This window comes from Streptomyces sp. NBC_00038 (assembly GCF_026343635.1).
Classification (GTDB): Bacteria; Actinomycetota; Actinomycetes; order Streptomycetales; family Streptomycetaceae; genus Streptomyces.
On record NZ_JAPELQ010000001.1, the window covers coordinates 8,618,130 to 8,638,142 of the forward strand.

Sequence of the window (20,013 nt, forward strand, 5' to 3'; positions counted from 1 at the left end):
CCACACACTGTGAGGCGGCCCCATGTATGAACGGAAGGTGGAGCGCCCGTGACGACCTCGATCACCGAAATCGAGACCTATGGTGTCGAGCGGATCCCGGACGAGGACCGCACGGCCCGCCCGATCGATCTGTTCCGGCTCGCCTTCGGCGGCGCCAACACCTTCGCGACCTGCGTGCTGGGTGCCTTCCCGATCCTCTTCGGCCTCTCCTTCTGGCAGGGGCTCGCGGCGACCGTCCTCGGCCTCGTCGCGGGGGCGCTGCTGCTGGCCCCTATGGCCCTGTTCGGCCCGACCAACGGCACGAACAACGCCGTCTCCTCCTCCGCGCACCTCGGTGTGCACGGCCGGGTCGTCGGCTCGTTCCTCTCGCTGCTCACCGCCATCGCGTTCTTCTCGATCTCGGTGTGGTCCTCGGGCGACGCGCTCGTCGGCGGCGCGCACCGGCTCGTCGACGTCCCCGAGTCGGACGTCACCTACGGCATCGCGTACGCGCTGTTCGCCGGGCTCGTCCTGGTCGTCTGCATCTACGGCTTCCGGTTCATGCTGCTGGTCAACAAGATCGCGGTGCTGGCGGCGTCGGCGCTCTTCGTGCTCGGCGCCTTCGCCTTCGCGGGCGACTTCGACCCCGGTTACGCGGGAGCCTTCGCCTCCACCGCCGACCCGCTGTTCTGGCCGTCGTTCATCGGCGCCGCGCTGATCGTGCTCTCCAACCCGGTCTCCTTCGGCGCGTTCCTCGGTGACTGGTCCCGCTACATCCCGGCCGGTGCCCCGCGCCGCCGGGTGATGGGGGCCGCGTTCCTCGCCCAGATCGCCACGCTGCTGCCGTTCCTCTTCGGCCTGGCCACCGCGTCGATCATCGCGACGAAGGCCGCGAAGTACGTCGACCCGGCCGCCCCCAACTACGTGGGCGGACTGCTCGCGATCTCGCCCGGCTGGTACTTCCTGCCGCTCTGCCTGATCGCCCTGATCGGCGGCCTCTCCACCGGCACGACGGCCCTCTACGGCACGGGACTCGACTTCTCCAGCGTCTTCACGCGCTTCAGCCGCGTCCAGGCCACCTTCTTCATCGGCGCCCTGTCCATCGCGTTCATCTTCGTCGGCCGCTTCGCGCTCAACCTCGCGCAGTCCATCTCGACCTTCGCCACGCTGATCATCACCTGCACCGCACCGTGGATGATCGTCATGGCGCTCGGCTACGTCACCCGGCGCGGCTGGTACGACGCGGAGGCGCTGCAGGTCTTCAACCGCCGCCAGCGCGGTGGCCGTTACTGGTTCACACACGGCTGGAACTGGCGCGGCATGTCCACCTGGCTCGTCTCCGCCGTCGTGGCGCTCCTCTTCACCAACCTGCCGGGCCAGTTCGTCGGCCCGCTCGGCGACCTGGCCAACGGCACGGACATCTCGCTGCCGGTCGGCCTCGTCCTCGCGACCGTGATGTACCTCGCCCTGCTCGCCGTGTTCCCCGAGCCGCGCGGCGTGTACGGACCCGCCGGGCCCCGCTTCGTCCGGGCCTCGGACGCCCCCGTGGAGCCGATCACCGGCGGCACCGACGAGCCCGTCAGCGAGCCCGCCGCGGTCCATTGAGGCCTCGCCCCCTGAAACCGAACGCCGGGGCGTTCCGGCCCCCGCCTGCCGAACGCCCACGACCAGGAGCCGTGCATGAGTACCACCACCGTCCGGGAAGTCCGGGCCGCCGCGGACGCGCTCGTCGCCGCCTTCGCCGAGGGCCGCCTCGACGACTACTTCGGCGCCTTCGCCCCGGACGCGACCTTCGTCTTCCACACCACCCCGCAGCGGCTCGGCTCCACGGCCGAGTACCGCGCGCTCTGGCAGCAGTGGGTGGAGCAGGACGGCTTCCGCATCCTCGGCTGCATCTCGTCCGCACAGCTGATCCAGCCCTTCGGTGACACGGCCGTCTTCAGCCACGACGTCGAAACCCGGGTCGCCACCAACGCCGGCGAGGAGACGGTCCACGAGCGGGAGACCATCGTCTTCGCCCGTGCCGACGACGGCGGCTGGACGGCCGTCCACGAGCACCTGTCCGCCCGCACCGCCGCCTGACCAGGAGAGTCGTTCCATGAGCAGCACGTTCCGCAACTACATCGACGGTGCGTTCGCCGACGCCTCGGACGGCCGCACACTCGATGTGGTGGACCCCACCACCGGTGACGTCTACGCGACCTCCCCGCTCTCGGGGGCGGCCGACGTCGACGCGGCGATGGCGGCCGCGGCCGCGGCGTTCCCCGTCTGGCGCGACAGCACGCCCTCTGTGCGGCAGCGCGCGCTGCTGAAGATCGCCGACGCGATGGAGGCACGGGCCGACGAGCTGGTCGCCGCGGAGAGCCGGGACACCGGCAAGCCGCTCCACCTCACCCGCAGCGAGGAACTCGCCCCCGCCGTCGACCAGGTCCGCTTCTTCGCGGGCGCGGCACGCATGCTGGAGGGCCGCTCGGCCGGCGAGTACATGGAGGGGATGACTTCCGTCATCCGCCGCGAGCCGGTCGGTGTGTGCGCACAGGTCGCGCCGTGGAACTACCCCCTGCTGATGGCGGTGTGGAAGTTCGCCCCGGCGCTCGCGGCGGGCAACGCGGTGGTCCTCAAGCCCTCGGACACCACCCCGGCCTCCACGGTGCTGATCGCCGAGATCATCGGCGGTGTCCTGGAGGAACTGGCGCTGCCCCGCGGCATCTTCAACGTGGTCTGCGGCGACCGTGAGACCGGCCGCCTGATGGTGGAGCACCCGACCCCGGCGATGGCCTCCATCACCGGTTCGGTACGCGCCGGCATCCAGGTCGCCCAGAGCGCGGCCAAGGACGTCAAGCGGGTCCACCTGGAGCTCGGCGGCAAGGCCCCGGCGGTGGTCTTCGAGGACGCCGACCTGGCGAAGGCGGTCGAGGACCTGGTGGTCGGCGGCTTCTTCAACGCCGGTCAGGACTGCACGGCCGCGACCCGCGTCCTGGTCCACGAGTCGGTCCACGACGAGTTCGTCGCCGCCCTCGCCAAGGCCGCGGCCGACACGAGGACCGGGCAGCCGGACGACGAGGACGTGCTGTACGGACCGCTCAACAACGCGGGCCAGCTCGCCCAGGTCAGCGGCTTCATCGAGCGTCTCCCCGAGCACGCCAGGATCGAGGCGGGCGGCCACCGGGTCGGCGACAAGGGCTACTTCTACGCCCCGACCGTGGTCTCAGGCCTCCGCCAGGACGACGAGATCGTCCAGAACGAGGTCTTCGGCCCGGTCATGACCGTCCAGTCGTTCACGGACGAGGCCCAGGCCGTGCGGTACGCCAACGGCGTCGACTACGCACTGGCCTCCTCGGTGTGGACCAAGGACCACGCGCGGGCGATGCGGATGTCGAAGAACCTCGACTTCGGCTGCGTGTGGATCAACACTCACATGGCACTCGTCGCCGAGATGCCGCACGGCGGGTTCAAGAAGTCCGGCTACGGCAAGGACCTCTCCGCGTACGGCTTCGAGGACTACACCCGGATCAAGCACGTCATGACCTCGCTCTGACATCCGGGAACGCGTCGCCGCCTCTTCGTGGCAGGTTCCCCCGTCGATGCGTAACGTGACGCACCATGAAGATCCTCATCAGTGCCGACATGGAAGGCGCCACGGGGGTGACCTGGCCCGCCGACGTGCTGCCGGGGACGCCGCAGTGGGAGCGGTGCCGGGCGATGTTCACCTCGGACGTGAACGCCGCCGTGCTCGGTTTCTTCGACGGCGGCGCCGACGAGGTGCTGATCAACGAGGCCCACTGGACCATGCGGAATCTGCTGCTCGAACAGCTGGACGAGCGAGCGGAGATGCTCACCGGACGGCACAAGTCGCTGTCCATGGTGGAAGGCGTGCAGCACGGTGACGTGGACGGGATCGCCTTCGTCGGCTACCACGCGGGCGCCGGCATGGAGGGCGTCCTCGCACACACGTACCTCGCGAACTCCATCACCGGGGTGTGGGTGAACGACGTACGCGCCAGTGAGGGGCTCCTCAATTCCCATGTGGTCGCCGAGTACGGCGTGCCCGTCGTGCTCGTCACCGGGGACGACCTGGCCTGCGAGGACGCGCTCGGATACGCGCCCGGGGCACTGAAGGTCGCCGTCAAGGACCATGTGTCGCGGTACGCGGCGGTGTGCCGTACGCCCGCCAGGACCGCCGCCGACATCCGCGCGGCGGCCAAGGCGGCCGCACCCCTGGCGGTCCGTCAGGAACCGTTCGTGGGCGGTCCGTTCACCGTGATGCTGGAGTTCGACGCCGAGCACCTGTCGATGGCGGCGACCGTGGTGCCGGGTGTCGAGCGTGTCGGGGAGCGGAAGGTGGCGTACACCAGCGGCACCATGTACGAGGGAATCCGCACGTTCAAGGCGGTCACGACGATCGTGTCGGCCGCGGTGGAGGAGCAGTATGGCTGACGGGCAGGCACTCGACGAGGTCGTACGGTTCACCTCCGACCTCATCCGCATCGACACCACCAACCGGGGCGGCGGTGACTGCCAGGAGCGTCCGGCCGCCGAGTACGCCGCCGCCCTGCTGGCCGAGGCGGGCCTGGAGCCCACACTCCTCGAACGCACCAAGGGACGTACGAACGTCGTCGCCCGCCTCGAAGGCACCGACCCCTCGGCCGACGCGCTGCTCCTGCACGGACATCTGGACGTGGTGCCCGCGCAGGCCGAGGACTGGAGCGTGCACCCGTTCTCGGGGGAGGTCCGCGACGGGGTCGTCTGGGGGCGCGGCGCGATCGACATGAAGAACATGGACGCGATGATCCTGGCGGTCGTGCGGTCCTGGGCGCGTACGGGTGTACGGCCCCGGCGGGACCTCGTGATCGCGTTCACCGCCGACGAGGAGGCGAGCGCCGAGGACGGCTCGGGTTTCCTCGCCGACCGTCACCCGGAGCTCTTCGAGGGATGCACCGAAGGCGTCAGCGAGTCCGGGGCCTTCACCTTCCACGACGGCAGCGGGCGCGAGCTGTACCCCATCGCGGCGGGCGAACGCGGCACAGGCTGGCTCAAGCTCACCGCGCGCGGCCGGGCGGGGCACGGCTCCAAGGTGAACCGGAGCAACGCGGTGACGCGGCTGGCCGAGGCGGTCGCGCGGATCGGGGCGCACGAGTGGCCGCTGCGGCTCACTCCGACCGTGCGCGCGGCGCTCACCGAACTCGCCGCCGTGTACGGCATCGACGCCGACCTGGAGGACGTCGACGGTCTGCTGGCCAAGCTCGGCCCCGCCGCGGCGCTCGTCGAGTCGACCGTGCGCAACAGCGCCAACCCGACCATGCTCAGCGCCGGTTACAAGATCAACGTGATTCCGGGGGAGGCCGTCGCGTACGTCGACGGCCGATATCTGTACGGCCGCGAGGACGAGTTCCGAGCGACCCTCGACCGGCTCACCGGACCGGACGTGGAGTGGGAGTTCCAGCATCGCGAGGTGGCGCTCCAGGCGCCGCTGGAGACGGCGACGTACGCGAGGATGCGTGCCGCCGTCGAGGAGTTCGCGCCCGAGGGGCATGTGGTGCCGTACTGCATGTCGGGCGGCACGGACGCCAAGCAGTTCTCGCGCCTCGGGATCACCGGATACGGATTCACGCCGCTGAAGCTCCCGGAGGGCCTCGACTACCAGGCCCTCTTCCACGGCGTCGACGAGCGCGTCCCCGTCGAGGCGCTCCACTTCGGCGTCCACGTCCTCGACCGTTTCCTGCGCACGGCCTAGACATGTAGGGATACGGGGAGAGTGGGGGACATGGTGCAGACCCTGGCGTACGGATCGTGGCCCTCACCCATCGATGCGAAGCTCGCCGCCGCGCACGACGGGTACCCCGACTCCGTCGGCTTCGTCGGCGACGAGTCCTGGTGGACGGAACCCCGCCCCACGGAGGGCGGGCGGCGCACCCTCGTACGGCGGAAGGCCGACGGCACGGAGGAATCGGTGCTGCCCGCCCCGTGGAACGTGCGCAGCCGGGTCATCGAGTACGGCGGGCGTGCCTGGGCCGGGGAGATGCGCCCCGAAGGACCGCTGGTGGTGTTCGTCGACTTCGCCGACCAGCGGCTGTATCTGCACGAAGCCGGCGGGGAACCGCGCCCGTTGACCCCCGTCTCACCCGTCGGCGGCGGACTGCGCTGGGTGGACCCGCAGTTGCGTGTGGAGCGGGGCGAAGTGTGGTGCGTACTGGAGGAGTTCGCCGGAGACGGACCGACCGACGTGCGGCGGGTCCTCGCCGCGGTGCCGCTGGACGGTTCGGCGGCGCAGGACCGGGACGCCGTACGTGAACTCACCGACGGGCACCACCGGTTCGTCACCGGGCCCCGTCTCTCGCCCGACGGCCGACGCGCGGCCTATCTCGCCTGGGACCACCCGCGGATGCCGTGGGACGGCACGGAACTGATCGTCGCCGAAGTGGCCGGCGACGGGACGCTCCTGGAGGCCCGCACGGTGGCCGGCGGGCCCGACGAGTCGATCGCCCAGGTGGAGTGGGGATTCGACGGCTCCCTGCTGTACGCGAGTGACCGCACCGGCTGGTGGAACCTGTACCGGGACGGGGTGCCCGTGTGCCCCCGCGAGGAGGAGTTCGGCGGGCCGCTGTGGAAGATCGGCCAACGCTGGTTCGCGCCGCTGGAGGACGGACTGATCGCCGTCGTGCACGGGCGGGGCGCCACCGCGCTCGGCATCCTGGACCCGGAGACCGGCGAGGTCGTCGACGCGGCGGGCCCCTGGACCGAGTTCGCCCCGACGCTCGCCACGCACGGCAGCCGCGTTCTGGGCATCGGGGCCAGCCCCCGCAGCGCGTACGAGGTCGTCGAACTGGACGCCCGCACCGGGCGGGCCAGGGTCACCGGCGCCGCGCACGACGACCCGGTGGACCCCGCGTACTACCCGGAGCCGCAGATCCGCACCTTCACCGGACCCGCCGGACGCGAGATCCACGCACACATCTATCCGCCGCACCACCCCGGCCACATGGCACCCGACGACGAACTGCCGCCGTACGTCGTCCGGGCGCATGGCGGCCCCACCAGCCGCGCCCCGCTCGTCCTCGACCTGGAGATCGCCTACTTCACCTCTCGGGGCATCGGCGTCGCCGAGGTCAACTACGGAGGATCGACGGGGTACGGCCGGGAGTACCGCAACCGGCTGCGCGAACAGTGGGGCGTCGTCGACATCGAGGACTGCACGGCTGTCGCGCTCGCGCTGGCGGACGAGGGCACCGCGGACCGGGTGCGGCTCGCCATCCGCGGAGGCAGCGCGGGCGGCTGGACGACGGCCGCGTCCCTGACGAGCACCGACGTGTACGCCTGCGGCACCATCCTCTACCCGATCCTCGACCTCGCCGAATGGGCCTCGGGGGAGACCCACGACTTCGAGTCGCGGTACCTGGAGACCCTGGTCGGGCCGCTAACCGAGGTGCCGTCCCGGTACGCGCAGCGGTCGCCCAGCGAGCACGCCGACCGCATCGGCGCGCCCTTCCTGCTGCTCCAGGGCCTCGACGACGTCATCTGTCCGCCCGCGCAGTGCGAGCGGTTCCTCGCCGGCCTTGAGGCGGCGGGGCGACGCGTACCGCATGCCTACATCGCCTTCGAGGGAGAGGGGCACGGCTTCCGGCGGGCCGAGACGATGGTGCGGGTCCTGGAGGCCGAACTATCCCTGTACGCACAGGTCTTCGGGCTGAACCCGCCCGGTGTCCCCACATTGGAGCTCACCAAGTGAAGCCGGCCGCCCACACCCTGGAGTCCGCCCAGTGAAGCCATTGACCCGCCCCGCGCGGCTCGTTCCCGGTTCCCGCGTCGCCGTCGTCGCGCCCAGCGGGCCCGTGCCCGAGGAGCGGCTGCGGACCGGCCTCGACATCCTGCGCGGCTGGGACCTCGACCCCTTCGTGGCACCCCATGTCCTGGACCGGCACGCCGAGTTCGACTATCTCGCGGGTACGGACGCCGACCGGGCCGGGGACTTCCAGGCCGCCTGGTGCGACCCGGACGTGGACGCGGTGCTCTGCGCCCGCGGCGGATACGGCGCCCAGCGCATGGTCGACCTCCTCGACTGGGCCGCGATACGGGCCGCCGGACCCAAGGTGTTCCTCGGCTTCAGCGACATCACGGCGCTGCACGAGGCGTTCGCGACCCGCGTCGGTCTGGTGACCCTGCACGGGCCGATGGTGTCGGCTCCCCTCGACCTCGTCGCCAACGCGCGGGCGAAGGAGCATCTGCGGGCGACCCTCTTCGAACCGGAGACGGTGCTGACCATCGCGTCCGACACGGGCACCGCGCTGGTGCCGGGGCGGGCGCAGGGCGTCGTCCTCGGCGGCTGTGTCAGCCTGCTCGCCGCCGACCTCGGCACACCGCACGCGCGCGCCTCCGCCCGGGGCGGGCTCCTCCTGATCGAGGAGATCGGCGAGGAGGCGTACCGGCTGGACAGGATCCTCACCCAGCTGTTGCGCGGGGGATGGCTCGACGGAGTCGCCGGGATCGCGCTCGGTTCGTGGGTGGACTGTGGTCCGTACGAGGGACTGCGCGCCGTGTTCGCCGACCGGCTGGGCGGGCTGGGCGTGCCCGTCGTCGAGCACTTCGGCTTCGGGCACTGCGAGGGGGCGCTCACGATCCCCCTCGGGGTCAGGGCCGAACTCGACGCGGACGCCGGGACGTTGACGCTGGAGGAGCCCGCTCTCCTCTAGAAGCGCCGCAAGCTGGACATCCGTCAAGAAACACCCGGCACGGTGATTGACCTCCGCTGACACGCGTCACAACATGATTACTGGTCGGTAAGTACCGTCTGCCGTAGTCGGGTTGTCCTCAGTGTGGAGGTCTTCGTGTCCCGTCGTTCCCGTGTGCCCGGATCCCGTGCATCACTGGCCCTGGTCGTGGGCGCCGCGCTCACGGCACCACTCGCGATCACCGCGCCCGCTGCCTCGGCCACCGGTCAGTACACCGTCACCGCAGTGAAGCTCACCGTCCAGGCCGGCGCCGGCACCTGCACGATCGACGCCGATCTCTACCGGCCCGCAGGTGTGGACCGCCGTCACACCGCCCCCGCCGTGCTCGCCACCAACGGCTTCGGCGGAAGCAAGTCGGACGGCTCGACGGACGCCATCGGCAAGGCGTTCGCGGCCCGTGGATACGTCGGACTCGTCTACTCGGGGCTCGGCTTCGGCCGGTCCGGCTGCCTGATCTCCCTCGACGACCCGCGCGTCGACGGGACGGCAGCGTCCGGCCTCGTCGACTTCCTGGCCGGCACGCGCGCCGCCGACGACGGAACGAAGGTCGACTTCGTCACCCGCGACGGCCGGGGCGACCCGCGCGTCGGCATGATCGGCGGCTCCTACGGGGGCGCCATCCAGATGGCCACGGCCGCCGTGGACCACCGCGTCGACGCGCTCGTCCCGATGATCACCTGGAACGACCTCTCGTACTCCCTCGACCCGAACAACGCCTCCGGCGCCCGTGCCGTGCCCGGCGCCTTCAAGTGGCAGTGGACCAACGGCTTCTACCTGATCGGCGAGAGCCTGCCGCTGACCGTGGCGAACCTGGACCCCTCCCGCGTCAACTCCGGAACCTGCCTGCACTTCGTGAGCGACGCCTGCTCGACCATCCGGACACTGAACTCGGGGAGCTACCCGGCCGACAAGACCGGACCCCTGCTCAGTTACGCGCGCAGCGTGTCGCCCGTCTCCTACCTCAAGAAGGTGAAGGCACCGACCCTCCTGGTCCAGGGGCAGGCCGACAGCCTCTTCAACCTCAACGAGGCGACCGCGACGTACAAGACCCTCAAGGCGCAGGGCACCACGACGAAGATGATCTGGCAGTCCTGGGGACACAGCGGCGGGCTCACCGACCCGGCGACCGGTGAACTCAACCTGAGCCAGGGCAACTTGGAGACGAGTTACGTCGGCAGGCGGATCCTCGCCTGGTTCGACCGCTACCTCCAGCACCGCAAGGGCGTCGACACCGGACCCTCCTTCGCGTACTACCGCGACTGGATCGCCGACCCGAACAGCACCTACGCCACGGCCTCGCGGGTGCCCGAGCAGAGCCGCACGCTCTACCTCTCCGGGGACGGCAAGCTCGTCGACAACCGCAAGAAGGTCGTGCGGGGCAGCCGCGAGTACACCAACGCGCTGGGCCCCACCAGCCACTCCGAGAGCTCCCTCGCCGGGCTGGTCGGCCTGCCCGATCCGGCGCCGTACGACACGGAGGGGACGTACCTCGGCTGGACGAGCGAGCCCCTGACCCGCTCGCTCGATGTCGTCGGAGCGCCCAAGGCCACGCTGAAGGTGGCCTCGCCGAAGACCGAGCCGGTGCAGAACTCCGGCGACGCCGCCGACAAGCTGGTCCTCGTCGCCAAGCTGTACGACGTGGCACCCGACGGCACCAAGACGCTGGTGCACCGGCTGGTGGCGCCGGTACGGGTGCCGGACGTGACCAAGAGCTTCACCGTCTCGCTGCCGGGGATCGTGCACCGGTACGAGGCCGGGCACCGGCTCCAGTTCGTCGTCGCGGCCAGCGACGACGCGTACTTCGGGAACAAGGGCGTGAAGCCGGTGACCATCACCAGTGCGCCGCGGAACACCGGGGTGCTGGAGCTGCCGGTCGTCAGGGACTGAGCCTTCGTAGCCCGCGGAGTCCTCCGGGGTCACCCGGAGGAACCTCCCGCCGCGCGTGCCGGCGCCTCGCGGCTCATGCTGAGCGCATGAGCCCGAAGACCTCCGAAAGCGCCGGTGCGGGTGGTGGGAAGAGCCGCGGTGGGTTGCTGACGCCCACCAGGGTCAGCGTGGTCGCGCTGGCCCTGCTCGCTCTGATCTTCATCTTCGAGAACACGCGGAGCACCAAGATCCGGCTGCTGATCCCGGAAGTCACCATGCCCCTGTGGATGGCGCTGCTGGGCACCGCGGTGATCGGCGCGCTGTGCGGGGCGTACTTCATGAAGCGGCGACGATGAGCGGCGGACACGCCCTCGCGTAGGGTTGCCGGATGCCTGACAACGCCCCCGGATATCTCGCCGCAGGACCCCGCGTGGGCATACGGCACTTCACGTACGCGGACGGCGCGGAGTTCACCGCCCGGACCCGGGAGAGCAAGGATCTGCACCAGCCGTGGCTGTTTCCGCCCGGCAGCGCCGACGCCTACGCCGCGTACGCCGGGCGGCTCATCGAGGATCCGACGAAGGCCGGGTTTCTGGTGTGCGACCGGGACGGCGGGGCGATCGCCGGGTTCATCAACATCAACAACATCGTCGAGGGCGGCTTCCTGAGCGGGGCACTGGGGTACGGCGCCTTCGCGCACGCGGCCGGGCGGGGGCTGATGAGCGAGGGGCTCGGACTCGTGGTCCGGTACGCCTTCGGGAAGATGCGGCTGCACCGGCTCGAGATCAATGTGCAGCCCGGCAACGCCGCCTCGATCGCGCTCGCCCGGCGGTGCGGATTCCGGCTCGAGGGGTTCTCGCCGGACTTCATCTATATGGACGGGGCCTGGCGCGACCATGAGCGGTGGGCGATCACGGTGGAGATGACTCGGTCCCGCTGACGGTTGGGTGTGGGTGGGTGGTTTTTCGCCCCCTCCGCCCCTGCCCGTCCCTTGTTCCTGGGCTACGCCCCAGACCCCGCTCCGCGGGGTTCAGCCCGTCCGGCGTTTGAGGACGGGGCCGTTCAGGCCGATGCGGGGGTCTGGGGGCGGCAGCCCCCAGGTACGGGACGGGTAGGGGCGGAGGGGGCGAGAAAACCCCCAGCTACTCCCCGGCCCGCCGGTCCACGTACTCGTACACCGCACCGTCGGGATGCATCGCGATCAGGTTGCGGCCCACCGGGGTCGCCACCGGGCCCGCCAGGATGCGGGCGCCCGATTCGCTGAGGACGCGGTGGGCCTCTTCGACGTCCTTGACGGCGATGGTGGCGGCGACTTTGCGGAGGACGTCCAGGTCGGCCGCGGGTCCGCTCATGAGCAGGAAGCAGCCGACCGCGGCGACCGAGACACCGCCGCGCTCGAACCGCAGGGCCTGCCCACCCGCGAGTCTCTCGTAGAACGGGACCGAAGCCTCCAGGTCGTCGACGCAGATACGCAGCGTGGCTCCCAGAATCTCCATACCCACAAGCCTAGTTGGGACCGGCCTACGGTAACGGGGTTACCACCGATACCCAGGTGGGCGGATCAGACTTCCTTTCGGCAGAGGATCTCTCCGTGCAGTACGGAGAACCAGCCGTCCTCCTGCCGCGCCCACTCCCGCCAGGCGTCCGACACCGCCTGGAGCCGCTCCGCGGTCGCGTGACCGCCCTCCGTGGCGCGGTCCGCGTATGCCGAGGCCAGTGTGCGGTCGGCCCACAGACCGCCCCACCACTCCCGCTCGTCCTCGGTGGTGAAGGTCCACGTGCTCGACGTGGCGGTGATGTCCCGGATGCCGGCCGCCAGTGCCCAGGACTTGAGACGCCGTCCGGCGGCCGGCTCACCTCCGTTGGCGCGGGCGACGCGCACATACAGGTCCTGCCAGTCGGTCAGGCCCGGCGCCTCGGGATACCAGGCCATCGCCGCGTAGTCCGCGTCGCGGACGGCGATGTACCCGGTCGGCTTGGTCACCCGGTACATCTCGCGCAGCGCCTGGACCGGGTCCCCCACGTGCTGGAGCACCTGATGGGCGTGGACCACGCAGAACGTGTCGTCCGGGTAGTCCAGCGCGTGCACGTCCGCGACCGCGAACTCGACGTTGTCCAGGCCGCGTTCGGTGGCGGTGGCGCGGGCCTGGTCCAGGATTCCCGGCGCGTGGTCGACGGCGGTGACATGGCCGTCGGGAACCAGTTCCGCCAGGTCGGCGGTGATGGTGCCCGGGCCGCAGCCGATGTCCAGGATCTTCATGTGTGGCTTCAGCGAGTCGAGCAGGTACGCCGCCGAGTTGGCGGCGGTGCGCCAGACGTGCGAGCGCAGCACGGACTCGTGGTGGCCGTGGGTGTAGACGGCGGTCTCCTGGGACTTCGACATGACCGTTCCCCTTCTCGTCCTCATCGACTTCTCGGCGGGTACGGATCACGGTACGCGCCAATGTCGAATAGTGAGACCTGCGTCTTGAAATATGGACGCCATGGTCAGGGGCGTGGGCGGTAGACGGTCAGTGCCTCGGGAATCTTCTGGAGCGTCACCTCGCCCTCCACCTCCGTGACTTCACCGTCGTACGCGAGGAGGGTGCCGGGCGCGACGCCGTCCACCCGCAGCCGGCGCACCCGTACGGCCGCGTGGGCGGGAGAGCGTGTCAGCGGGCCCGCGAAGGCGGCGGCCAGCAGGCGGGCGGCGGGGCGGCGGCCACCGTGCACGACCCGTACGTCGAGGCGTCCGTCCGCGAGGTCGAAGCGGCGTGCGGGGGTGAGACCCATGCGGTGATAGGTGCCGTTGCCGGCGAACAGCAGCCACAACGGGTGGGTACGGCCGCCCAGTTGGGCCCGCAGCGGATGGCCGTCCGTGCGCAGGACGCGCAGGGCGCCGAGCACCCCGGCCGGCCATCCGCCGATCCGCCGGGACCAGCGCTCCCGCTCCCGTACCAGTTCCGGGTAGACGCCCAGGCTGCACGTGTTGAGGAAGACGCCCTCCGTGCCGCCCGACGAGAACCGGCCCACGTCCACGCGTACGGCGCTGCCCTCCTGGAGGGCTCGGATCAGATCGCGCGGGCCCTCCACGCCGAGGTCGTGGGCGAAGTGGTTCAGGGTGCCGCCCGGCAGGACGGCGAGGGGGAGGCCGTGGCGCAGGGCGATCCGGGCGGCGGTGTTCACCGTGCCGTCGCCGCCGCACACGCCGAGCACCCGGGCGCGGGTCGCCGCCTTCTCCAACTCGGCCTCGATATCGGCCGGTTCACACTCCACCGTCTCCGCACGCGGCAGGGCGTCCCGCAGGGCGTGTATCTGGTCCGGAGTGCCCGCGCCGTTGTTGGCCACCATCACCAGCCCCTCGCCCTCGGGCAGCGCGGGCACGTCCGCGCCGGGCCGGTCGGGCCGGGGAACCTGGTCGCGGGTCGGAACCAGGGTCCGTACGGCGTACGCGGCGCCCACGCCCAGGGCCGCGCCCGCGAGGACGTCACTCGGGAAGTGGACGCCCGTGTAGACGCGGGACACGACGACCGCCGTCGCGAGCGGCGCCACCGCCGCACCCCAGCCGCGGGACTCCAGCGCCACACCCGTCGCGAAGGCCGCGGCCGAGGCGGCGTGGCCCGACGGGAACGACGTGGTGATCGGCTGGCGACTGAGCTGCCGGATCAGTGGGACGGGGTCCAGGACGGGGCGGGGGCGGCGCACCGAGCGCTTGCCGACGGTATTGATCGTGACCGACGCGAGGGTCAGGGAAGCCAGGCCCCGGGCGGCTGCGGCGCGGGCCCTCGGGGTGCGGGTCGCTGCGATTGCCGTGGCTGTGGCGAACCACAGGATGCCGTGGTTCGCGCTGTGGGTGAGCCGGGGCAGGAGGTGGTCTCCGCCCGGCCAGTGGCGGGTCGCCACGGCCTCGAAGAGCCGGGAGTCTGCGCTCAGGAGTCGGTCCCGGAGGATGCGGGGGCCCGGGGGGCGGAGGGTGAGGTCCACGTCTGGGATCGGGGTCATGGGGGTGCGGGTACCCAGGCGCGGGTTTTTCGCCCCCTCCGCCCCTGCCAGGGCGCTTTCAAAGTCCCGGTGATCACAGCTCACCATGACGGCGGTACCGGTTGCCCCACTCGGAGGCGCATGCCCTGGAGATGCTCATCTCCGCAGCAACGTGGGCGATCGGACGTGACTGGCATCGCTCGACCAGTCGCCTGCGGCCCTCAACGGAGAGCGGTGCGTTGGCGTGGGTGCCCATCAGATCGCGGCGAGGCTATTGAGCAGGTGGCCCAGCTCTGCCGGCGCCTGAACGTGGGCCAGGTGGCCCTGGCCAGGGAGTTCGTGGACTTCGGCGTGCGCGACGTGCTGCCGCACGTGGTCGAACGACGTTCCGTAGGGGGCCGTTCCGCGATTGCGCTGGCCGATGATCAGGTCGGCTTGTTCTGCCTGCTGTGCCATCAGATCCGGAAGTGGTTCCGCGTTGAGGGTGCTGAGTTCGGCGTACAGCGGTCCGCTCAATCGACGCAGTGTCGCCCAGCTGTGGGGATCGGCCCGAAGGTCGTCGACATGTGCTGCGGAGAAGCCGGAGATCTGCCGATTGACGATCTCGACGCAGCGATCCCAGTCCGCCGTCTCCTCTGCGACCTTTAGGTCCGGCAGTGCATGGCGTCCGAATGGGCGCATCACCGGCTCGTAGGCGATCACCTGGGGAATCGGGCGCTCGTTGGCGGCCAGCAAGGTGATCAAGCCTCCGTAGCTCCAGCCGAAGAGCGTTCGCGCGCTGTCGAACTCGTCAAGGACCACGCCGAGGTCCTCGACCTCTGTCCGCAGCGAGTACGAGTTGGTCAATGCCCCCGAGGGGGCGCGGCCCCTGCGGTTTACGACTACCACCGAGGGCCAGGCATCGATGGCACCCGCAACGTGGCGCCACGTGTGCGCATCGCTCATCACGCCGGGGACGACGACGATGCCGGGAGCATCCGGCTCCCCGTACACATCGACCGTCACCCAACTGTCCCCGCCGACCGACAGCCTCTTCTGAATCGTTTGCTCCATAAATTTATTATGGAGCAAACGATCTACAATGCAAGCGTGACCGAACGACACCGTGGGCGACCACGAGCCTTTGACCGCGACCGCGTGGTCCTTGACGCAGCTCGCCTCTTCTGGCGACGCGGCTACTCCGGCACCTCAACCCGCGCCCTGACCGCGGCCCTTGGCCTGTCCACCTCCAGCCTCTACGCCGCCTTCGGCAGCAAGGCTGGACTGTTCGAGGAAGCGGTTCGGACCTACGCCGAGCGGTACCGCGAGATCTATCAGCAGGCGGTCGCCGAGAACGACATCCTGACCGTGATCAAACGCATCCTCGCCGACTCGGTGCACGAGTTCACCCAGCCAAGCGACACACACCCCGGCTGTCTCATCAGCAGCGCCGTGATGAGCGACAGCACAGGCACGCTCGACACCAGCGCCTACGTCGCCGAACTGCACAACTCGAATGAGCAGGCCCTCCTCGCACGCATCGAACGAGCGATCCGAGAAGGGGAACTAGCCGCCGGCACCAACGCAACGGTCCTGACCGGGCTGGTCCAATGCGTCTGGCACGGATTGTCAGTGCGATCCAACGGCGACACATCTCGCGAGGACCTGCTCGCGACGGCGCAACTTGCTCACCATCTGATCTGCCAACAACTCACGTCACCAACGTCCTGACCCGCAACACCAGTCGAAGAAGCAGGTGCACTACGCCTTCACCATGAAGCGCAACCACAGGAACCTGCACCGCCAACTCGCCGCCCTGCCCTGGCAGAAGGCGAGCGCGCAGTTCTACGACCGCACCGCCGCCCACGGCCGCCTGGAGACCCGCGTCGTCCGCGCCCTGAGCATCACCGACCTCGGCGTCGGCTTCCCTCACGCGGTCCAGGTCGCGAAGATCGTCCGGCACCGCACCCAGCGCAAGACCGGCAAGCGTGGCCGCGAGACGGTCTACGTCATCACGGACCTGACCAGCCGTGAGGCCTCCCCGAGCGCATCGCGAAGATCGTCCGCTCGCAGTGGATCACCCCCGGCGATCCGTCGGCCACATGAACATCGCGGCCGGACTCCGCGAGATGCCCTACGACAGCTTCTGCCGACCACTGAGTCTCCTCGGGCTCTCCTGACCAGCACTCACGCAAGATCGAAAGTCTTTCCAACAGCCTCTGCGGGTTACAGCCTTGTGCCAACTCTGGCATAGTCCCTCAGGGACAATATTTTGGCCGGGGGAGGGTTTCGTGACGGCTCTTAATAATGACAAAATCGAGGAGATCTCGATTCAGGCGACAATGAAAGAAGTAGCCGATCTGGAGTCTGCGATGAGGGACTTCATGTCAGGTGCGGATAAAGGTGTGGGGGCAGCGGGGGCCCTCATCATTACGGCTCTCACGCTCGCGCTGACCAAGAGTCAGATGGCTCTCTTAATCGCATTGCCGTATGCATTGACGGCGGTTTTCTTCTTCATGTTGCAAAAATACGTAGAACGCGAAGTCTGCGCGGGAATTCGCCGCTTCCTTGAAGAGTGTCTGAACAAGCGGATCGGGCAGGATGTCTTTAAGCGCATGGAAGTCGCTAGAAACCTTGAAAGGAGAGACGAGGGGGCAGCCTTAGGGGTGTACGCTGCGGCTGGCGTCGGCGTCCTTCTGCTAAGTGGATGGGCACTTTCCATCTATGCTCCGTTGGATTGGTCCCACCTTTCTAGGAATATTGGATGGTGGATGCTGCATCTTTTCGGGATCGCTGTCTGTGGATGCGCAGTATATGTTGTAATTGACCTGATGAACAATGCGGAGAAGCGTGCATACGAAAAAGCGAAAGAAGCAGATGTGAGCCTCCGAATCATTTGAGAGGGTTATGTCTTTGAGGGGTTATGAAACTGTTGTTGGTATCCGATGATTATTGGCCAAATCTCGATGGAGGCGCACTCTTCGAGCGGCGTTTGGCTAATTCTCTCGCGGCGATTCACGAAGTGAGGGTTTGGGCTCCTAGTACCACTGGCCCCTCGGGGGTGCAGCGAGATGGGGGAACCGTAATCACCCGAGTGGCGTCGCGATCGTTGAAGTCCAATTCGCGATATCGCGTAGCGCGTCTGCGACCTCTAAGGCTCTGGCAAGAATTCAGGCGATGGAAACCCGACGTCATTCATGTCCACAATGCCGGTTGGCTGGGCCTGTGCGCCATGGCCCTGGCAAGGATTTTCGGCGTAGCAAGAATCAGCACCAACCATATGACAGTGCAGCAAGTCGCATTGAGTGCCCCTCGCCTGCTCCGAAATGTGGTTCTGGAAAAAATTTTCGGCAGCTATCTGGCATGGTTCAACAATAAATTCGATGCCGTCATTGTCCCCAGTGCTTACGCCAGGCGTCTGGCTCTGGAACTGGGAGTCGAGTCTCCCGTTTCAATTATCAGCAACGGAGTTGACGTTGACTACTTCATTCCAGGCATATTGCAGATCGGTGAATCGCAGGTAGATGCGCCGCTGCGAATTGTGTATGTGGGAAGACTGGATGCGGACAAGGAGGTAGGCGCGCTCATCAATCTATTCAAGTCGATTAAGAGTAAAGTCGCTATCGACCTTACGGTAGTTGGAGAAGGAAGCTGTCGTACAGAGCTTGAGAACCTTGTGCACAGAGACGCGAAACGCACTGACTTGAACGGTTTGTCAATCGTTTTCACGGGACCTGTACCTGAGGCGGAGAAGCGGGCGTACCTGCAGAAGGCCGACCTTTTCTGTCTATCTTCGCGGTGGGAGCTGCAATGCATTGCCGCCCTTGAGGCCATGGCCTGCGGGACTGCCCTTCTGGTCGCTGATGCAGGAGCTTTGCCGGAACTCTGTCCGGACGGCTCAACCGGATGGCTTTTTGACCCGTTTGACGCAGACGATCTTGTGCGGCTCATCGGTTCGATGACGCGCGAGGAGATTGCGATTCGCGGTGAGGCGGCTCGAGCCTTTGTGACCCGCCGTCACTCGAATGAAGCAACTGTTGCGCAGTATGAGCGACTCTATACTCTTATCGTTGATGAGCCAGAGGCGACCTGATGCGCATTGCTCATTACTGCGACACACCACTAAATCGAGCGGATGGCGTGGCGCAGGTTGTGCGTCTCACGACTCAACTGCTCCGCTCCACGGGAGACGAAGTTGTTGTCGTGGCTCCCTCCGAGGCAAGTGCCGACGATTTTGTCGCGGGGTGTTCGGCAGTCCGGTCGGTGCCAATCCCCGGACGTGATTACAGAATGCCGATCTTCTTTTCACTCCGAAAGGTTCACCCCACTGTAGATGTCATGCACATCCACACCCTGGGTCCCATTGGGCTGTCCGGGATCAGAGAGGCCATCCGGAGCGGAATCCCGATCGTAATTACTTGGCATACGGACTATGTGGCATATGAAGAATATTATTCCGAGATCAGATGGGCTGCCAGAGTTTGGTCAATCCTGAGGGTGTCACGATCCAAGGCGAGTGAATCGCGGCCCGGTGCCGGTCGCGTCGCGCGGGCACTCCTCAATGCGATGAACGTGGCGGATGCGGTCATCGTCCTGAGTGAAAAGTCGGAGATTCAACTGTCCGGAATGGGCGTAGAAACTCGAGTAGTGCACCTTCCCTCGCCGGTCGATGTCAAGGTTCCGTTGGAGGATGAGGTTGCTCGTCTCAGACTGAGTCTGGGTATCCGGTCCCAGGCGAGAGTCGTTCTCGGTGTAGGACGTCTCAGAAAGGAGAAGAGCTGGGATCTTCTCATTCAAGCGTTCGTGGAGTTGCGAAAGGGCAATCCCGACTCACATCTTCTTCTGGTCGGAGAAGGCCGTCATCGTACCGAGTTGTGGAAGTCCGTTACTGGATTCGGTCTTGAGGAAGGTGTCACCATCCTTCAACCCGTTCCTCATCATCAAATGGGTGCAGTGTTCGCACTTGCGGACGTTCTCTGTCATACATCGGACACTGAGACCCAGGGTTTGGTAATCGACGAGGCAGAATGCTTGGGGATTCCCGTGGTTGTTACCGATCCATACTTGGCCAAGGGGGGCAAGCGAATTCTCTCCGATAAGTCGCCTGACGGGCTGGCCGACACTCTTCACCGAGTCATCTCCGGTCGGACGTGTCGCCCGCAAATCTCCGCGGACGCTTACAGTTCGACGCAGAGGTGCAGATCTGCCAACTATGTCATGCGACTGCGAGATCTGTATGAACAAGTGTCCCGTCCCTGAGGCTGATGAACCCAAGTCCCCGGAAGCGGGGCGGACCGGTGCGTGGCGGAGAAGTACCTGCCTCGCAGGCTTGTGAGCGCCGGGGCGGATGCTGCGGCGCCTGCGTTCAGGCTCCCGCAAGAACGCCATCTACATCGCCTTCCCGAGCAGCCAATGTGGACACGCCTCATTGCGTTCGTAGCGCCCCGTCGGACATCCCCCGCTGTCGGCCTGCACGGCCTGAGGAGCGGGGGTTTGGGGGCGG

Annotated in this window: 19 protein-coding genes and 1 pseudogene; 15 read left to right on the forward strand and 5 right to left on the reverse strand. The window is 67.9% G+C overall.

All coding sequences use genetic code 11. The features are described from left to right. Positions 1-48 precede the first annotated feature (48 nt). The 10 genes from OG219_RS38705 to OG219_RS38750 all read left to right on the forward strand — a co-directional run bounded on the left by OG219_RS38705 (position 49) and on the right by OG219_RS38750 (position 11,511). On the forward strand, positions 49-1,584 hold the full coding sequence (locus OG219_RS38705; protein ID WP_266834638.1) for a cytosine permease: 1,536 nt from the start codon (positions 49-51) through the stop codon (positions 1,582-1,584). Positions 1,585-1,659: 75 nt separating this feature from the next. Then, a complete protein-coding gene (locus tag OG219_RS38710; RefSeq protein WP_266834640.1) occupies positions 1,660-2,061 on the forward strand; it encodes a nuclear transport factor 2 family protein in 402 nt (133 codons plus the stop codon). Between the two features lie 16 nt (positions 2,062-2,077). After that, the gene (locus tag OG219_RS38715; protein ID WP_266834642.1) at positions 2,078-3,517 is read left to right on the forward strand and encodes a gamma-aminobutyraldehyde dehydrogenase; all 1,440 of its coding nucleotides are present in this window, start codon (positions 2,078-2,080) and stop codon (positions 3,515-3,517) included. Between the two features lie 65 nt (positions 3,518-3,582). Next, positions 3,583-4,416: a M55 family metallopeptidase gene (locus tag OG219_RS38720; protein ID WP_266834644.1), complete on the forward strand. Its 834-nt coding sequence runs from the start codon at positions 3,583-3,585 to the stop codon at positions 4,414-4,416. Then, positions 4,409-5,713: a M20/M25/M40 family metallo-hydrolase gene (locus OG219_RS38725; RefSeq protein ID WP_266834646.1), complete on the forward strand. Its 1,305-nt coding sequence runs from the start codon at positions 4,409-4,411 to the stop codon at positions 5,711-5,713. The genes OG219_RS38720 and OG219_RS38725 overlap by 8 nt, the downstream gene beginning before the upstream one ends. A 30-nt stretch (positions 5,714-5,743) precedes the next feature. Then, positions 5,744-7,705 (forward strand): prolyl oligopeptidase family serine peptidase, encoded by a 1,962-nt coding sequence (locus OG219_RS38730; protein ID WP_266834648.1) that lies wholly within the window; start codon positions 5,744-5,746, stop codon positions 7,703-7,705. Between the two features lie 31 nt (positions 7,706-7,736). Further along, a complete protein-coding gene (locus tag OG219_RS38735; RefSeq protein WP_266834650.1) occupies positions 7,737-8,666 on the forward strand; it encodes an LD-carboxypeptidase in 930 nt (309 codons plus the stop codon). Positions 8,667-8,801: 135 nt separating this feature from the next. Next, a complete protein-coding gene (locus tag OG219_RS38740; RefSeq protein WP_266834652.1) occupies positions 8,802-10,592 on the forward strand; it encodes a CocE/NonD family hydrolase in 1,791 nt (596 codons plus the stop codon). Between the two features lie 86 nt (positions 10,593-10,678). Next, positions 10,679-10,927 (forward strand): DUF1049 domain-containing protein, encoded by a 249-nt coding sequence (locus tag OG219_RS38745; protein ID WP_266473465.1) that lies wholly within the window; start codon positions 10,679-10,681, stop codon positions 10,925-10,927. A 32-nt stretch (positions 10,928-10,959) separates the two neighbouring features. After that, the gene (locus tag OG219_RS38750; protein WP_266834654.1) at positions 10,960-11,511 is read left to right on the forward strand and encodes a GNAT family N-acetyltransferase; all 552 of its coding nucleotides are present in this window, start codon (positions 10,960-10,962) and stop codon (positions 11,509-11,511) included. 202 nt (positions 11,512-11,713) lie between these two features. Here the strand turns inward: OG219_RS38750 and OG219_RS38755 are convergent, their stop codons facing one another. The 5 genes and pseudogenes from OG219_RS38755 to OG219_RS38775 all read right to left on the reverse strand — a co-directional run bounded on the left by OG219_RS38755 (position 11,714) and on the right by OG219_RS38775 (position 15,584). Next, positions 11,714-12,067 carry a VOC family protein gene (locus OG219_RS38755; RefSeq protein ID WP_266834656.1) on the reverse strand — a complete coding sequence of 118 codons (354 nt, stop codon included), beginning with the start codon at positions 12,065-12,067 and terminating at the stop codon, positions 11,714-11,716. Positions 12,068-12,132: 65 nt separating this feature from the next. Then, positions 12,133-12,954: a class I SAM-dependent methyltransferase gene (locus OG219_RS38760; protein WP_266834658.1), complete on the reverse strand. Its 822-nt coding sequence runs from the start codon at positions 12,952-12,954 to the stop codon at positions 12,133-12,135. Between the two features lie 104 nt (positions 12,955-13,058). Then, complete coding sequence (locus OG219_RS38765; protein WP_266834660.1) at positions 13,059-14,552, reverse strand: bifunctional phosphatase PAP2/diacylglycerol kinase family protein; 1,494 nt, start codon at positions 14,550-14,552, stop codon at positions 13,059-13,061. A 76-nt stretch (positions 14,553-14,628) separates the two neighbouring features. After that, positions 14,629-14,787, reverse strand: a pseudogene (locus OG219_RS38770) (leucine zipper domain-containing protein); the annotation flags it as partial. Continuing rightward, positions 14,787-15,584 carry an alpha/beta fold hydrolase gene (locus tag OG219_RS38775; protein ID WP_266834662.1) on the reverse strand — a complete coding sequence of 266 codons (798 nt, stop codon included), beginning with the start codon at positions 15,582-15,584 and terminating at the stop codon, positions 14,787-14,789. The pseudogene OG219_RS38770 and the gene OG219_RS38775, both read right to left, overlap by 1 nt. Positions 15,585-15,620: 36 nt before the next feature. Here OG219_RS38775 and OG219_RS38780 point away from each other — a divergent pair, with 36 nt between their 5' ends. From OG219_RS38780 to OG219_RS38800, 5 genes are read left to right on the forward strand one after another with little or no spacing between them, the layout of a single operon-like run. Then, positions 15,621-16,241 carry a TetR/AcrR family transcriptional regulator gene (locus OG219_RS38780; protein WP_266834664.1) on the forward strand — a complete coding sequence of 207 codons (621 nt, stop codon included), beginning with the start codon at positions 15,621-15,623 and terminating at the stop codon, positions 16,239-16,241. 43 nt (positions 16,242-16,284) lie between these two features. Next, positions 16,285-16,764 (forward strand): hypothetical protein, encoded by a 480-nt coding sequence (locus tag OG219_RS38785; RefSeq protein ID WP_266834666.1) that lies wholly within the window; start codon positions 16,285-16,287, stop codon positions 16,762-16,764. Positions 16,765-16,801: 37 nt separating this feature from the next. Beyond that, entirely contained in the window at positions 16,802-17,410 is a 609-nt protein-coding gene (locus OG219_RS38790) for a hypothetical protein (RefSeq protein ID WP_266834668.1), read from the forward strand. Between the two features lie 23 nt (positions 17,411-17,433). Continuing rightward, positions 17,434-18,603, forward strand: a complete 1,170-nt coding sequence (locus OG219_RS38795) for a glycosyltransferase (protein WP_266834670.1) — start codon at positions 17,434-17,436, stop codon at positions 18,601-18,603. Positions 18,604-18,650: 47 nt separating this feature from the next. Further along, complete coding sequence (locus tag OG219_RS38800) at positions 18,651-19,769, forward strand: glycosyltransferase (protein WP_266834672.1); 1,119 nt, start codon at positions 18,651-18,653, stop codon at positions 19,767-19,769. The last annotated feature ends 244 nt before the right edge of the window (positions 19,770-20,013 follow it).